A 14716-nucleotide genomic window follows, 5' to 3' on the forward strand; every position below is an offset into this window, starting at 1 on the left:
ACAGAATCTTTATGATAGATCTTAAACCCTCGATTAACTTTTGGCATGATTTGAAAAGTAACCAACGTGCAGGGATTTGGTTATTCTTAGGTTCGCGAAAGTCTTTACAAATTGTTCGTCCATCGATTCTTCAATTGATTTTTTGGGGACTGTTGGGTGCAGGTGCAAATACACTATTTAGCTGGTTAGTTGCCGGTGATGGTGGTGTTTTTAATCGACAAGGTCTAGTCAGCTACGCATTGTGGCCTTTTATTGCCTTGATTGTGGGGATTTTCCTATCACAACGGACCAATAATCCACGTTTGATGTTGGTTCCAGCACTGTTATGGCTGGTACTTGATACGCACATCATGTTGTTTCAATGCTTGCTGCAATATTTAGGCAATCAAGATCTGCTGCCTTATTTCACTTATGATGTGATCCCACTGCTGTTTTTTGCTTTGTTTATTTGGCAAAGCCTTGCTGTGGTGTGGGTATTTTCAAGAGAATTACAATGGCCGTGGTGGGAACGTGCCTTGATCATGTTTGCGACTGTAGCCACTTTGTTTACTTGGCAGGTCTCGATTAAGGAACAGCCGATTTGGAAAGTAGAAGACGTTCCTCCAAGTATTAGCGAAAGTGCTTTTTATGCACAAAGTCATTTACTCAATAAAGCCTTGGAACAGGTGCAGTTTGGCGAGTTTGCACAAACGCATTGGTATTTTTTAGGCGTTGCTGGTGCAAGTTATCAAGACGTGTTTAAATTTGAAATTGATCGAATTAAAGAACAATTTGATACCCGTTTTGGAACCTTTGGACGTTCTGTTGAGTTGGTCAATAACCCACAAAGTATTAAAGACACTCCTATTGCATCTAAAACCAGTATAGATCTGGCTTTACGCCGTATTGGCCAACAAATGAATCGCGAAAGTGATGTATTGTTTCTTTATATGACTTCTCATGGCTTGCCTAATCGTTTTGAACTCGAAAATGAACCGATTAATTTGGATGATGTTGACCCAAAATGGTTAAGAGAAACCCTCGATAAATCAGGTATTCGTTGGAAAGTGATCGTAATTTCAGCCTGTTATTCAGGTAGCTTTGTTTCAGCACTCCAATCACCAGATACCTTGATTATTACTGCTTCTGCAGCAGATCGCGCCTCATTTGGTTGTTCAAATGAAGCTGATTATACTTATTTTGGCCGTGCTTTCTTTGATCAGGCAATGCGTGAACAAAGTTCTCTCAAAGCTGCATTTAAAGAAGCGACTGAAACAGTTGCGAAATGGGAAAACGCACAAGGCTTTGATCCATCTGAACCGCAATGGGTGATTGGGAAAAATATGGAAATGATGTTACCGCAGTTAGAACAACATTTATTTCCACAACAAGGCGTTATTACTACTGCGCAAACCCAAAATGTAAAACTGGATACACAACAAAAGCCATGATAAATAACGGCGCTTTAAATGCGAAAGTAAAAGCGCTTTAATTTATATTGAGTTGAATCTGTTGATGTTATAAGACGGTAGCCCTAAACAATTTAAAGATCAAAATGTGGAGCGATGCGCTGATGGAACTTTTAAGTAAAAATATCTGTTTTGATGGTGAACAAAGAATTTATCAAATTCAGTCAAATTATTTAAAAGGGGCAACGAAGTTTGCGACATATCTTCCGCCTCAAGCACTAAAAGGGCAGAAATGTCCTGCATTATTCTATCTAGCAGGGCTGACCTGTACGGAAGAAACCTTTATTATCAAAGCGCATGCACAGCGCTTAGCATCTCAGCTTGGTCTAATTTTGATCGCACCAGATACATCACCTCGTGGTGAACAGGTTGCACAAGGCGATTCATGGGATTTGGGGCAGGGTGCAGGATTCTATCTCAATGCAACTCAAGCACCTTGGGCTGAACATTTTCAGATGGAAAGTTATATTGTAGATGAACTTTATCCATTGCTAATAAAAAGCTTACCGATTCAATCTGAAGCTGTGGGAATCTTTGGTCATAGTATGGGCGGGCATGGCGCATTAACACTGGCTTGGAAATATCCAAATTATTTTAAATCAGTATCAGCATTTGCACCGATTTGTGCACCGACAGAATGCCCTTGGGGTGAAAAAGCCTTTTCACATTATTTAGGCGCTGATCAGTCTGAATGGGCAAAGCATGATGCGACCCAATTACTGCTTTCTAAAGGTCAGTTATTTGACGAAGTGCTTATCGATCAAGGTATAAAAGATCAGTTTTATAGTCAATTGAACCCTGAGAAATACCAACAAGCCTGTCATAAAGTTGGGCAAAAACTCACATTAAGATTTCATGAAGGTTATGATCACGGTTATTATTTCATTCAAAGTTTTATTGATGACCATTTACAATTTCATGCCTTGCAACTACAAAAATAATTGAATCGTCTAACAAAAATTGGATTTTGAGTAAAAGTAAATCGTTGTTTGCTTTTACTCTATTTCTTTCAGCGCAGAAAAAATATAAACTGCTTTTTGAGGTTTTTTATTTCATATCATTTTAGATTGTCATCAAATAATTTGAATAAAGAGAAGAATATGCAAGAACAAATACCGCCTCCATTTCCGAGTCATTTGAGTTTGGAAAAAGGCGCTACACCACCAGAAATACAGCAGCCCGCAGACCAGCAATATCCTAGAATTCATCGTTTTAAATTTCACGGTGATGCGATGGAATATTTTGGTATATGGATTGTGAATATCTTATTGACCATCATTACCTTAAGTTTGTACGCGCCTTGGGCGAAAGTACGTCGTTTACGTTATTTTTATGGCAATACTGAATTCTTTAAAAGACGTTTTGACTTTACTGGTATCCCCACCAAGATTTTAGTTGGACGTTTGATTGCATTGGGTATTTATGCCGCCTTTTCAATCTCCTCACAATATTCCATGATTGCGACGGTGGTTGGTTTAGTGGTGCTGTATGCAGCAGTACCATGGCTGATTCGGGCAACAATGCGCTTTACCGCAAGAAACAGTAAATTCGGCAACAGTCGCTTTTATTTTGCGGGAACCACAAAAGAATCCTATAAAGTCTTTTTTCTCAGTATCTTAATTTATATTTTTAGTTTAGGGATATTTGCTCCTGTTGCGATCTGGTTGTATAAAAAATACTACATCGATCATTTATATGCAGGGCAGTTGGATTTTAAATTGAATGCTGATTGGTCAGCTTATATGGCGGCAGTTTACATTCCAATTTTTATGTCTTTTGGAATCATGCTGGCATTTGGCATTATCTATTTCGGTATTATCGGTTTTATTGCAGGGTATACGCCAAACTTTTTTATCTTTGGTGTCTTTGCGATGTACGCTGTGGCAGGGTTGTTTATTTATCCATTGATTGCGGCACGTATTTTTATTACCACATGGAACAATACAACGGTTGGAAGCAGTCAATTTAAAACAGATTGTAATCAATGGCGTTATGCATGGATTGTGGCATCAAATTGGCTGGTTAAAATTCTAAGCATTGGTTTAATGTCTGCATGGGCAGCAATTCGTATTCACAAATATCAAGTTGATTCGATGAGTTTAATTTTGCATGATGATCCAGATCAAATGATGAATCTTGCACAGCAAGAGCAAAGTGCTTTAGCTGAAGAAATTAGTGACATCTTCGACATTGATGTTTCTTTATAATGATATGAGTTGAATAATTTATGTCACGACCAATAGAAGTCATTTTCTATGATGGTGTGGTGTCTAAACCACACCATGCCCAACTTTTCGCTCAATCTGAGTCCGAGGTGCTGATTCAGTATGGTGAACGTTTAGAACATCAACGCCGTTATGCATATCGCGATATGGAATTAATTGGCGCACTGGGGCAATTAAATCCTGCGATTGAGCTTAAAGATGACGCTAGGATTGAGTTTCAGGGGGCTTTACCAGAATGGTTTAATTTTGGGACTAAAAATGTTCAGCATTCGATCTGGAAATTAGAACGTTCTCCAAGTTTAATTGTATTCAGTATCATCTTTGTGGTGGCTTTTGTTTTTGCTTTAGTGAAATGGGGTGTTCCAGCAGCATCACATTATGTTGCTTTTCAGCTGCCTGAAAATAGTTTGAATAAATTAGGCGATGAAGCAGAAAAATATGTATTGAACAATTGGACTAATCCTAGTCATTTGGCACAAGGTCAAAAAGATCAAATTTCCAAGCAATATCTAAGTACTATCGCTGAAGGCAGACCAGCAAAATTGGTCTTCCGTGAAGGTGGGCGATTGGGCGCTAATGCAGTGGCTTTACCTAACAATACGATTATTATCACCGATGAACTGATTGAAATGGCGCATAGTGATCAAGAGATTTTAGGTGTATTGGCACATGAGCAAGGGCATTTGGTGGAACGGCATAGCTTACAACAAGGCTTGACCAGTTTGGGGTTGAGTGTGTTGTATATTGCCATGACGGGAGACAGCTCAGACCTATTGACCTCGTTACCTGCCGCGATGATTGGTGCAAATTATTCACGCAAATTTGAAGCTGAGGCGGATATGTATGCGCTGAAATTGATGGATCGTAAAGGCATTGAAGTGTCTCATTTTGCGAATTTCTTACAACGCTTAAGTGATGAAACTGCACTGGAAGAAAAACCAAAGCAGGCAGGCAAAACGGCTGAAGCTGATAAAAAAGCTGACCCAAATAAAAAACAACCTCAAAATGAGTCTAGTGAAAAAGAGAGCTCTTTAGAGATTTTTGATGCCTTGTCTTCACATCCTGCAACTGAAGAACGCATTAAAATGGTTCGTGATTTTGAGAAAAAACAACAGGCTAAACCTTAAACAGTATAGATAAGCGATGTTTATCTATAGATTGTGCAAGGTGGCGGTGACTGGATCTAGGGCTTTATGAAGCCCTTTATTTTTGTATTGTTCTCAAAAGATCAGATTATTCGTTAAAACCCATATCATCAAGTAATAGACAGTCGTTGATTCAACCAGATGATTGCTATGACCTGATAAATGAGCAAGATAAGTAAAACTGTTGCTTTTTGAAACAACCCAATAGGGTAAGTTTGTTATAATGGGAAAAATTTTTATCTTTGCCAGGTTGTTTCATGTCCAAGCCATATCTGATTGCACCTTCAATTTTATCTGCTGATTTTGCCCGTCTGGGGGAAGATGTGGAAAATGTATTGGCAGCTGGTGCAGATGTTGTCCACTTTGATGTCATGGATAACCACTATGTGCCAAACCTAACTTTTGGTGCGGGTATATGTAAGGCATTAAAGAAATATGGGATCAAAGCCCCGATTGATGTGCATCTTATGGTTTCACCTGTTGATCGTATGATTGGTGATTTCTTAGAAGCAGGCGCAGATATTATTACTTTTCATCCTGAAGCAACGCATCATATCGACCGTTCATTGCAATTGATTAAAGATGGTGGTGCTAAAGCAGGTTTGGTGTTTAATCCAGCAACACCTTTGCATTATCTCGACTATGTTTTAGATAAAGTAGATCAAGTGCTTTTAATGAGTGTAAACCCTGGCTTTGGCGGTCAAAAATTTATTCCTACCACTTTGGATAAATTACGTGAGGCGCGTAAAATTATTGATGCTTCAGGTCGTGACATTCGTTTAGAAATTGATGGCGGTGTTGGCCCAGCAAATATCCGTGAAATTGCTGAAGCAGGAGCTGATATGTTTGTTGCTGGTTCGGCGATTTTTAGTAAACCTGATTATCAAGCTGTGATTAACGAAATGCGTGCTGAGTTAGCAAAAGTGGGACAAGTTTCGGCTTAAACTTTTCCACAAATGTATTGTGTGAATTGTGGATAACTTTGATGATAACTATATGGATAACCATGTTGATAAGCATATGGATAAGCTGGGTATAGATTAATCAAAGGGTGATCAATCGTTTATCATACATGCAATTTCTGTTTAAAAAGAGCCCAAATGGGCTCTTTTGTTATAAAAATCATCCGCTATTCATCGATTTAATTATTCATTTTTTATTCAAAGTGCAGTTGATGCAAAATTATTCAGTGATATTGGCAATCTTTCCGCACGATATTTGCCAAACTCGTCATTATTGGCTATGCTCTTAGCTTCATCATAGATTAAAACATAGGTTTTAGTTTTGTTTAGACAACTGCACAAACAGCTTTGGTTTGTTTGTCTTATGGTTTTTGCCATAGGCTGGAGCAGTGTGTCTATTGCATCTGTAAATGTGATGCAACATGAGCAAATGATGAATTCATCACTTTTAGATGAACATCAATCGATGATGAAAAACAGTGCTGTACAAGAAATGAAACAGCATTGTGCCGATATACAACAAAAACAAAATGATCAAAACTCGCACCTCAATCATGAGCAACAGCTACAAAATCTAAAAGATTGCCATAATCAACAGGTTCAATCTCCAGATACGCAGCAGAGCAAATGCCCAGATTGTGCTGCATTCTCATGCCAATCTTCAGTGGTTTGGTTCAATCCTGATATTCCCAAATTGATTGCACCCGATCATCTGCACAATACTCAAGCCTATCAAATTAATTACCAAGCTCAGCACCTCGCAGGGCATTGGCAAGAAATCTTACGTCCTCCAAAAGCTTAATCTGATTTTAGACACTTTTTTATTCAAAGTTGCTTGTTAAAATTTAGGTTAAGTTATGTTTATTCAGTTATCTCAAAAGCGATTAGCTCAAAGCTTGGTTGCGACATTGTGCTTGGTTTCCTCAACTTGGGGAATTGCCGCAATCAAAGAATATCAACTCAGCATTGATGAAGGAATCGTCAATGTAACAGGTAAACCTGTAAAACGAATTACTGTAAATGGCCAGTTTCCCGCACCACTTTTAGAATTTGAAGAAGGTGATGAAGCGGTGATTCGTGTTAAAAATAATTTAAAGAATCAGGATTCATCGATCCATTGGCATGGTCTATTATTGCCCGGCATTATGGATGGTGTACCTGGCTTTAATGGTTATAACGGGATCAAACCCAACGAAGAATTTGTCTATAAGTTCAAAGTTCGTCAGAGTGGAACCTATTGGTATCATGCCCATTCGAAAGGCCAAGAACAGGATGGTTTATATGGTTCTTTAGTGATTTATCCAAAGAATAAAAAACCGCTGGCAGCGCATGAACGCACAGATCGTGATTATGTGGTGATGTTGTCGGATTTTCATGAGCAAACCAGTGACCAGATCCAAAAAAATCTAAAGGTTTCCGCAGAATATTATCAAAATCGACGTGAAACACTAGGGGATGTTTGGAAACAGTTACAACGTGATGGTCTAAAAGCAACGTGGTCTGATCGCAAAATGTGGAATCAGATGCGTATGCTAAAAACAGATATGTCTGATGTGACGGGTTATACCTTTCTTGTAAACGGAAAAACCCCTGAACAAAATTGGACGGGTCTGTTTAAGCCAAATGAAAAAGTTCGACTGCGCTTTGTGAATGCATCGGCAATGTCGTTCTTTGATGTACGTATACCTCAGCTAAAAATGACAGTGGTCAGTGCCGATGGGCAGCCTGTAAAGCCAGTGGCTGTGGATGAATTTCGTATAGGTACTGCTGAAACCTATGATGTGATTGTTGAACCTAAAACCAGTCATTATCAGATTGAAGCAGAATCTATTGATCGTTCAGGATTTGCGATTGGAACACTTCACAATGAATTAACAGCAAAAAGTGCTGCTATTCATATGCCTGCTGCTCGTCCACGTGCTGTGCTAACTATGGAAGATATGGGAGGTCATGGTGGCGGAGGTATGGATCACTCCAAGATGAGTATGGGTGATATGTCAGGCATGGACCATTCAAAAATGAATGCCAACGATATGCAGGGTATGGACCATTCAAAAATGAATGCCAACGATATGCAGGGTATGGACCATTCAAAAATGAATGCGAATGATATGCAGGCTATGGATCATTCAAAAATGAATACGAATGATATGCAGGCTATGGATCATTCAAAAATGAATACGAATGATATGCAGGGTATGGACCACTCAAAAATGAATGCCAACGATATGCAAGGTATGGATCATTCAAAAATGAATGCCAACGATATGCAGGGTATGGACCACTCAAAAATGAATGCTGACGATATGCAGGGTATGGATCATTCAAAAATGAATGCGAATGATACCCAAGCTATGGATCATTCACAGCATCGCAATTCATCGGCAGCGCAAAAAAATGATCAAGTGGTTTATGGTTGGGCAAATGCCTCGACACCGCAAGGAGATAAAGCACTGCAATACAGTGATTTAAAATCACTAACCCCACAACCTGATACTCGGGATGCCACCAGTGAATTGGTGATTCGTTTAGGCGGAACCATGGAACGCTACGTTTGGACGATTAATGGTAAAAAATTCAGTGATGCTGAACCACTCAAAGTGAAATATGGCGAACGTATCCGAATTAAATTTATCAATGACAGTATGATGGCGCATCCAATGCATTTACACGGCATGTTTATGCAATTGGAAAATGGTCAGCCTGCTGTGGATATGCCCAATAAACACACCATTGTTGTACCACCTGCAAAAACAGTTACAGCATTATTAACCGCTGATGAATTGGGTGAATGGGCAATCCATTGTCATTTGCTCTACCACATGAGTGCAGGGATGATGAATAAATTGATTGTTGCCAATGTGAGTGATGGCAAAGTGTCCACCCAGCCAGTTCAAACAACAAATACCACTCAAAAGGCTGAAGTGAAAGGAGACGAACATGCAAATCATTAATCTTTTTTCTAAATCAGTTCTGGCAAGTTCATTACTTATGCTGAGTGGTTTGGCTTTGGCCCATGAAGGGCATCAGATGCAAAGTGATGCGAGTATTGCGACTAAATCAACTGTAGTGACTGATCATTCAAGCATGGATCATTCAAAAATGAATCAGTTGGATGAGCAAAGCAATCCTGTAGATCATACACAGCATCAAGCGCCTACAACCACTACGGGAGAGGGAAGCATAGCTTCACATAGTACCCATGATCATCGTAAAGAACATGGTGCGCAGGTTTATCAGCGAGTGACTATTGATAATGCTTGGATGCTGGATGAAGATGGAAAAGGTACTTTAGATTCATCTTTAGAGTTACGCATAGGTACTGATGAAAATAAGTTATTCATTAAAGGGAGCTCCAGTAAGGCTGAATCAGACAAAATAGAATATGATCTAAGTGCCCTCTATAGCCGTAACATTGCTGATTTTTGGGATGTACAGGCGGGTGTGCGTTACAGTGATAATCCTGAACGAACCACTGATCAGGAACGTGTAGATGCTGCTTTGGGTTTACACGGCTTGGCGCAGTACTTTTTTGAAACAGATGCTTATCTGTATTTCGGACAGGACAGTCGGGTTGCATTTAGCCTAGAAACTGAACGTGATTTACTATTGACACAAAAGCTGATTTTAAAGCCTTATTTAGATTTAAATGTGGTGTTTAGCGATGATTCACGCTATGCCCAAAAAACAGGCCTAAACAGTATTAAAACAGGTTTAGAAACCCGTTATGAAATCACAAAAAAGGTGATGCCTTATGTAAGTGTGGCCTATGCATATTCTAAAGGTAACAAAGAGACAGCATGGCAAACTGCAACCGACTCCGAATCAGGTTGGTTATATGGTGCAGGTCTGCGTTTTAGATTCTAAGCTTTCGTTTTTCATATAAAGCAAAAGGTCACTTCTTTGGGAGTGACCTTTTACGTTTCTGCAATGCCAGCAACACGTTCAAGCTGGTTATTTACAAATTTAAATTCCATTCCATGCTCTGTATCTAAATCATAGTGAATAGAGAGGGTTAAGGTATCGGGTGCACTCACACGCAAATTTAACATGGTCTGTATATAAGGATTATGAGATTCCACATCCTGAATATTCAATGCAGCCTCACCTGATTTTTCTGGATTTTCATAATAATGTGCATAAAGCTTTTGATAGCGTTCAAAAGCATGTTGCTGAATGGTCTGAATATGTTGTTCAATACTATTGATAAATAATTGGTAGGTTTTTGCAAAAGCGTTGAGTTGATCAAGATTGGGCGCTTCTTCGATTTCATCGCCATCTTCATCAAACTCTTCCCCTAAGAAAATCTCCCGATCAGCATTTTGATTAAAAAAACAATGTGAAAAAAATGTTTCTGAACTAAACCCAGCCCAGCTCGGGTGGATATCACCCCAATAATCATGTTTCATGGTTTTGATTCCTGATTTTTATATTTAGCATGCTTGATCATAAAGTAAGCCTCATGAAAAAAAATTATTCGAAATGTAAAAAAGGTCAAATTTTGTAAATTTTAATAAATTCCTCAACATGAGTTGATATAATTAGCGTTCTTCAGGAGGAACGACCTCCCTCAATTTGAGAAAAATCGTCAGGACGGCCTGATTCTAATTTAAATTTGGAGCTGGTCATGGCTTGGGTTTTTCTTATTTTCGCAGGTATCTTTGAAATCGTTTGGGCATATAGTATGAAATTGTCCGAAGGTTTTACAAAGCTTACACCAAGTATTGTCACCTTATTTTTCATGATTTTAAGCTTTGGTCTATTGGCATATGCGATGCGTACTTTGCCATTGGGAACTGCTTATACCATTTGGACTGGGATTGGAGCGATAGGCTCATTCTTGGTTGGTATTTTTATTTTGGGTGAACCTGCAACAGCAATGCGTATGTTCGCTGCTGTACTGATTGTTTCTGGCTTAGTTTTAATGAAACTTTCTTCGTCTTAATTTATTGAAATGTTTAAGTGCTATTTCTGTAGGAGGTAGCACTTTTTTTATGTGTAGTTCATGGTGTAATCAATAGTGGAAACACCCAATAGAAAATGGTGAATGTGTAATGGCATGGGTTTTATTGGCAGTTGCGGGTGTGCTTGAGGTGGTTTGGGCATATTTTATGAAGGTGTCTGATGGGTTTACCAAGCTGACACCGAGTATCTTGACCATCATCTTTATGATTGCAAGTTTTGCATTACTTTCTTATGCAATGAAAACATTACCACTTGGAACAGCTTATACCGTGTGGACAGGGATTGGTGCGATTGGTTCTTTTGCCGTCGGAATTTTCTTTTTAGGTGAAGCAGCTTCAGCGATGCGGATGTTGGCTGCTGTATTGATTATTTCAGGTCTTATTTTGATGAAATTATCTTCAAGCTAAGTTAAGCTGTTGCTGAGTTGGAAAGGGAATAAGGACATGCAACTTTCATTTATGGAAATGAGCTCCCCAGTCGGGATATTAAAATTAGTCGCCCACGATCATGCCTTGGTTGCAGTACTTTGGGAAAATGAAAATCCTAAACGGGTTCGTTTGGCTGAATTAATTAAAAACAATACACATCCAGTTTTGTTGGAGACGGCGAAACAATTGAATGAATATTTTCAAGGAAAAAGAACCCAGTTTGATTTACCGCTAGATTTTGCGGGGACTGAGTTTCAGCAGAAAGTTTGGCAAGCTTTATTGACGATTCCATTTGGTGAAACGCGGAGCTATAAAGAGATCGCAGAACAGATTGGAAATGTCAAAGCAGTTCGGGCAGTGGGCGCAGCGAATGGTAAAAATCCGATCTCTATTATTGCGCCATGTCATCGTGTGGTCGGGGCTGATGGTAAATTAGTGGGTTTTGCGGGTGGGTTGGATAATAAGGATATTCTTTTAAAAATTGAACAAGTGCCATAGACTCAACGCTATTCATTATTACATTATAATTTAAAATGATTGCACAAATTTTTGCACCATTGTTATCAAATCTAGGTTGGATCGTTTTACTTTTAGTTGCGATTACGCTGGTTAAATTATTTAAGCCCTTTTTAAAAGGGAAAATAGGTGAATTTGCTGTCAGCACCCATGTAAAACTCTATTTAGACAAAGAAAATTATATTTTATTGAATGATTGTACGTTGCCTGATGAGCAAAATCAGACCACCCAAATAGATCATATTTTATTAAGTCCTTATGGTATTTTTGTCATTGAAACAAAGAATTATAAAGGTTGGATATTTGGTGGCGAGCGTCAAAAGATTTGGACACAAAAGATTTATAAAAAGAGCTATAAGTTCCAAAATCCATTACATCAAAATTATAAGCACCAAAAAGTTTTAGAAAGTGTGCTTACAGATATTGTTGATTCCACTCAGATCCATTCAATCGTGGTTTTTATGCCTGATTGTGAATTTAAAACCCAAATGCCAAACAATGTCTTTCGTGATGCAGGTTGGACAGATTATGTCAAACAATTTAAGCAAATCAACATTTCTCCAATGAAATTAAAACGTATTCAGTATCGTCTAGAGAAAGAAATTTTAGAAAAGTCGTGGAAAACCAATCGCCAACATATACAAAGCCTTAAAGATAAATATACTGAGAAATGAACATATTACTCATAATCAACATCGTACTGATTAAATTATATTTTTTGTATGATTGGATCCGTATCCTGTAACTGTGGCATTAAGATCAGCAGAGGATGAGGGGAAAAATCACTCATCCGCAGCTTTAGACTTTAACAATTTCCATTGCCCATTTTTAAATAGGTAAGTGTCGATCCACCATCTTGCGCCACCTCGACATGAGCTGGTCATTTGTTGCTTCTGGGGAATCAGTTTGAGATCCATCAATCCAGAACATTGTGCATGGCTAAAATCAAATTTTTCTTGGTCCAACACTTGATAATCTTTACTTTTAGGTCGGTAGAGAAAAATATCAAAAATAGAATAAACCCCCATTCCCATATCAGGTGTAGACACAGCAATATCGGTATATCCATCAAAATTATAGTCTTGAAAATGAATCTGTCGCTTTCGTTCAAATGGTAATTCTGCAAGATCAAATGCTTGCTGTTTAGCCGCTGTTTGAATGATGAGTTGACCTGATTCGTCATCGCCATCTTTAAAAATAAAATGGGTTTTTTGCCCATTCACTACATCGTTAATATTGCGATTTACAGTTTGCTGTTGTGGTTGAGCAAATGCGAATGGGGTTAAAAGTAAATTTGATAGCATTATTGTCGTGAGTGTTTTATGCATTGTTATTCTCATTGTCATTCCCATTGTTTTAGGGGAGTTCCCAAGTTTCAGCTGCTTAGTGAAACTTGGATGCTATTTTCAAAAGTGCAGAGCAATGTTCAACATTTAAAAGCGCTTTGGAATTTTTTGCCCACCTTCAATCGGCGTTTCGGCATTTTTTAATACACCAAATAACCATGTTTCAGCATGTTGTACCGCGATTTTAAGCGGATCTCCTAGTGCTAAACGTCCTGCAATAAAGCTTGCCAATGAACAACCTGAACCATGGTATTCACCTTCTAAACGGGGACATTTAGATTCAGCGATCATTTCACCATTCACATACAAGGCGTTGCGAATATAGTCTGGGGTATCTTCATGCCCACCTTTTACCAGAACGGCTTGTGCGCCCATTTCAAACAGCTTGGCTGTGGCTTTTTCTATGTCTTGTTCTGCTGTTAAGGCACGTAATTCCACAGTATTTGGGGTAATGATTGTTGCCAGAGGAATTAGTTCGATAAAGGCTTTAACCAAGGTCTCTTGATTACCCAGTGAACCACCACTATTTGCCACTAAAACAGGATCAAGTACATATAGATAATCTGGATGTTCACGTAAAAACTCAGCCAGCGCAGCAATATTATCTGTCGTCCCTAACATCCCCGATTTGATGGCTTTAATAGGTAAATCACCGACAACAGCATTGGCCTGAGCAAGCAGTAGTTCTTTGGAGCTGGCTTCAAAACCAAAAACTTGTTGAGAGTTTTGAATGGTTAATGCTGTACAAGCAATTGCCGCATGTGCGCCACTTTGACCAATCGCTTCAATATCAGCCTGTATACCAGCACCACCAGAAGGGTCTAGACCTGAAAAACAAAGTACAGTAGGGCGCACGATGATGTCCTTAATTCACAAATTTACGTTAGTATAGGCAAGTTTACGAGAACACTCGATAGTAATTTGATAATTGTTTCAAACACAGATTTAAAGGATTGGATGGTGATAAAGAATATTTTAATTGATCTCGACGGCACATTAACCGACCCAAAAGTAGGCATTACGACATCTGCACGTTATGGACTTGCAAAGGTTGGGCATCCGATTCCTGACAGTGAAAATATCGACTGGATTATTGGTCCACCGTTAAAGGCATCATTGGCAAAGCTACTCAATGTTGAAGCAAATGATATTTTAGCTGAACAAGCTTTATTGGGTTATCGTGAACGCTTTGCTGTAACTGGCCTATTTGAAAACCATGTTTTTGATGATGTTGCACAAACCTTGGAAGCCTTAAAAAGTAAGGGTTATCGACTGTTTTTAGCTACTGCAAAACCTGAAGTTTATGCACGTCAAATCTTAGATCATTTTGATTTATTAAAATATTTTGATTATCCCTACGGCAGTGAGTTAAATGGCGAACGCACCAATAAAGGCGAGTTAATCACTTATATCCTTGAAAAAGAAAAGTTAAATCCTGAAGAGTGTTTGATGGTGGGAGATCGGGAACATGATATTTTTGGTGCACGTAAAAATGCGATTGAAACCATTGCGGTAGAGTATGGATATGGCTCAAAACAAGAATTGGATGAAGCAGCGCCGAAAGCAAGAATTGCAAAGTTCTCTGAATTGTTAAACCTGCTCTAAATCTGCTTTTAGTTCAGACTTTTGAGATAATTCCAATTCACCTTAATCATCCCCAACATAGAGAAACCATACTCTG

At 38.7% G+C, this 14716-nt stretch carries 16 protein-coding genes; 13 read left to right on the forward strand and 3 right to left on the reverse strand.

Annotated features, from left to right (window positions below):
* Positions 1 to 11: 11 nt before the first annotated feature.
* The 8 genes from PYV58_RS03955 (at position 12) to PYV58_RS03990 (ending at position 9647) form a co-directional block, all read left to right on the forward strand.
* Positions 12 to 1430 carry a C13 family peptidase gene (locus tag PYV58_RS03955; protein ID WP_244013940.1) on the forward strand — a complete coding sequence of 473 codons (1419 nt, stop codon included), beginning with the start codon at positions 12 to 14 and terminating at the stop codon, positions 1428 to 1430.
* 122 nt (positions 1431 to 1552) lie between these two features.
* On the forward strand, positions 1553 to 2389 hold the full coding sequence (gene fghA, locus PYV58_RS03960; protein WP_004817613.1) for an S-formylglutathione hydrolase: 837 nt from the start codon (positions 1553 to 1555) through the stop codon (positions 2387 to 2389).
* Between the two features lie 159 nt (positions 2390 to 2548).
* Positions 2549 to 3655: a YjgN family protein gene (locus tag PYV58_RS03965; protein WP_004723692.1), complete on the forward strand. Its 1107-nt coding sequence runs from the start codon at positions 2549 to 2551 to the stop codon at positions 3653 to 3655.
* Between the two features lie 20 nt (positions 3656 to 3675).
* Positions 3676 to 4800 carry a M48 family metallopeptidase gene (locus PYV58_RS03970; RefSeq protein WP_034613855.1) on the forward strand — a complete coding sequence of 375 codons (1125 nt, stop codon included), beginning with the start codon at positions 3676 to 3678 and terminating at the stop codon, positions 4798 to 4800.
* A 275-nt stretch (positions 4801 to 5075) separates the two neighbouring features.
* Positions 5076 to 5762, forward strand: coding sequence for a ribulose-phosphate 3-epimerase (gene rpe, locus PYV58_RS03975; protein WP_034613857.1), 687 nt, complete (start codon positions 5076 to 5078; stop codon positions 5760 to 5762).
* A 409-nt stretch (positions 5763 to 6171) separates the two neighbouring features.
* Complete coding sequence (locus tag PYV58_RS03980) at positions 6172 to 6582, forward strand: hypothetical protein (RefSeq protein WP_227504239.1); 411 nt, start codon at positions 6172 to 6174, stop codon at positions 6580 to 6582.
* Between the two features lie 55 nt (positions 6583 to 6637).
* On the forward strand, positions 6638 to 8734 hold the full coding sequence (locus tag PYV58_RS03985; RefSeq protein ID WP_244013936.1) for a multicopper oxidase domain-containing protein: 2097 nt from the start codon (positions 6638 to 6640) through the stop codon (positions 8732 to 8734).
* Positions 8721 to 9647: a copper resistance protein B gene (locus PYV58_RS03990; protein ID WP_034617604.1), complete on the forward strand. Its 927-nt coding sequence runs from the start codon at positions 8721 to 8723 to the stop codon at positions 9645 to 9647. The genes PYV58_RS03985 and PYV58_RS03990 overlap by 14 nt, the downstream gene beginning before the upstream one ends.
* Positions 9648 to 9697: 50 nt before the next feature.
* Here PYV58_RS03990 and PYV58_RS03995 read toward each other — a convergent pair whose 3' ends face one another.
* Positions 9698 to 10189: a hypothetical protein gene (locus tag PYV58_RS03995; protein ID WP_034617607.1), complete on the reverse strand. Its 492-nt coding sequence runs from the start codon at positions 10187 to 10189 to the stop codon at positions 9698 to 9700.
* Between the two features lie 218 nt (positions 10190 to 10407).
* Here PYV58_RS03995 and PYV58_RS04000 point away from each other — a divergent pair, with 218 nt between their 5' ends.
* From PYV58_RS04000 to PYV58_RS04015, 4 genes are all read left to right on the forward strand, one after another.
* Positions 10408 to 10725: a multidrug efflux SMR transporter gene (locus PYV58_RS04000; RefSeq protein WP_004723678.1), complete on the forward strand. Its 318-nt coding sequence runs from the start codon at positions 10408 to 10410 to the stop codon at positions 10723 to 10725.
* A 109-nt stretch (positions 10726 to 10834) separates the two neighbouring features.
* Entirely contained in the window at positions 10835 to 11152 is a 318-nt protein-coding gene (sugE, locus tag PYV58_RS04005; protein WP_034617609.1) for a quaternary ammonium compound efflux SMR transporter SugE, read from the forward strand.
* A 36-nt stretch (positions 11153 to 11188) separates the two neighbouring features.
* Positions 11189 to 11671 carry a methylated-DNA--[protein]-cysteine S-methyltransferase gene (locus PYV58_RS04010; protein ID WP_004723675.1) on the forward strand — a complete coding sequence of 161 codons (483 nt, stop codon included), beginning with the start codon at positions 11189 to 11191 and terminating at the stop codon, positions 11669 to 11671.
* Positions 11672 to 11706: 35 nt separating this feature from the next.
* Positions 11707 to 12363, forward strand: coding sequence for a nuclease-related domain-containing protein (locus PYV58_RS04015; protein WP_034617611.1), 657 nt, complete (start codon positions 11707 to 11709; stop codon positions 12361 to 12363).
* Positions 12364 to 12471: 108 nt separating this feature from the next.
* Here PYV58_RS04015 and PYV58_RS04020 read toward each other — a convergent pair whose 3' ends face one another.
* Both PYV58_RS04020 and PYV58_RS04025 read right to left on the reverse strand, forming a co-directional pair.
* Positions 12472 to 13017, reverse strand: coding sequence for a hypothetical protein (locus PYV58_RS04020; RefSeq protein WP_034617614.1), 546 nt, complete (start codon positions 13015 to 13017; stop codon positions 12472 to 12474).
* A gap of 105 nt (positions 13018 to 13122) precedes the next feature.
* Positions 13123 to 13890 carry a hydroxymethylpyrimidine/phosphomethylpyrimidine kinase gene (locus PYV58_RS04025; protein WP_004723672.1) on the reverse strand — a complete coding sequence of 256 codons (768 nt, stop codon included), beginning with the start codon at positions 13888 to 13890 and terminating at the stop codon, positions 13123 to 13125.
* A 105-nt stretch (positions 13891 to 13995) separates the two neighbouring features.
* On the opposite strand from PYV58_RS04025, the gene PYV58_RS04030 reads away from it, so the two are divergent.
* Positions 13996 to 14640 carry an HAD-IA family hydrolase gene (locus tag PYV58_RS04030; protein WP_034617626.1) on the forward strand — a complete coding sequence of 215 codons (645 nt, stop codon included), beginning with the start codon at positions 13996 to 13998 and terminating at the stop codon, positions 14638 to 14640.
* Positions 14641 to 14716 lie beyond the last annotated feature (76 nt).

The sequence above is a fragment of the Acinetobacter sp. TAC-1 genome (assembly GCF_029025845.1).
GTDB classification, from domain to species: Bacteria; Pseudomonadota; Gammaproteobacteria; order Pseudomonadales; family Moraxellaceae; genus Acinetobacter; species Acinetobacter guillouiae.

What these genes read in the sequence shown, in the direction of transcription:
- PYV58_RS03955 (WP_244013940.1), top strand. Translation starts at nt 12, where the DNA reads ATGATAGATCTTAAACCCTCGATTAACTTTTGGCATGATTTGAAAAGT.
- fghA (WP_004817613.1), top strand. Translation starts at nt 1,553, where the DNA reads ATGGAACTTTTAAGTAAAAATATCTGTTTTGATGGTGAACAAAGAATT.
- PYV58_RS03965 (WP_004723692.1), top strand. Translation starts at nt 2,549, where the DNA reads ATGCAAGAACAAATACCGCCTCCATTTCCGAGTCATTTGAGTTTGGAA.
- PYV58_RS03970 (WP_034613855.1), top strand. Translation starts at nt 3,676, where the DNA reads ATGTCACGACCAATAGAAGTCATTTTCTATGATGGTGTGGTGTCTAAA.
- rpe (WP_034613857.1), top strand. Translation starts at nt 5,076, where the DNA reads ATGTCCAAGCCATATCTGATTGCACCTTCAATTTTATCTGCTGATTTT.
- PYV58_RS03985 (WP_244013936.1), top strand. Translation starts at nt 6,638, where the DNA reads ATGTTTATTCAGTTATCTCAAAAGCGATTAGCTCAAAGCTTGGTTGCG.
- PYV58_RS03990 (WP_034617604.1), top strand. Translation starts at nt 8,721, where the DNA reads ATGCAAATCATTAATCTTTTTTCTAAATCAGTTCTGGCAAGTTCATTA.
- PYV58_RS03995 (WP_034617607.1), bottom strand. Translation starts at nt 10,189, where the DNA reads ATGAAACATGATTATTGGGGTGATATCCACCCGAGCTGGGCTGGGTTT.
- PYV58_RS04000 (WP_004723678.1), top strand. Translation starts at nt 10,408, where the DNA reads ATGGCTTGGGTTTTTCTTATTTTCGCAGGTATCTTTGAAATCGTTTGG.
- sugE (WP_034617609.1), top strand. Translation starts at nt 10,835, where the DNA reads ATGGCATGGGTTTTATTGGCAGTTGCGGGTGTGCTTGAGGTGGTTTGG.
- PYV58_RS04010 (WP_004723675.1), top strand. Translation starts at nt 11,189, where the DNA reads ATGCAACTTTCATTTATGGAAATGAGCTCCCCAGTCGGGATATTAAAA.
- PYV58_RS04015 (WP_034617611.1), top strand. Translation starts at nt 11,707, where the DNA reads ATGATTGCACAAATTTTTGCACCATTGTTATCAAATCTAGGTTGGATC.
- PYV58_RS04020 (WP_034617614.1), bottom strand. Translation starts at nt 13,017, where the DNA reads ATGCATAAAACACTCACGACAATAATGCTATCAAATTTACTTTTAACC.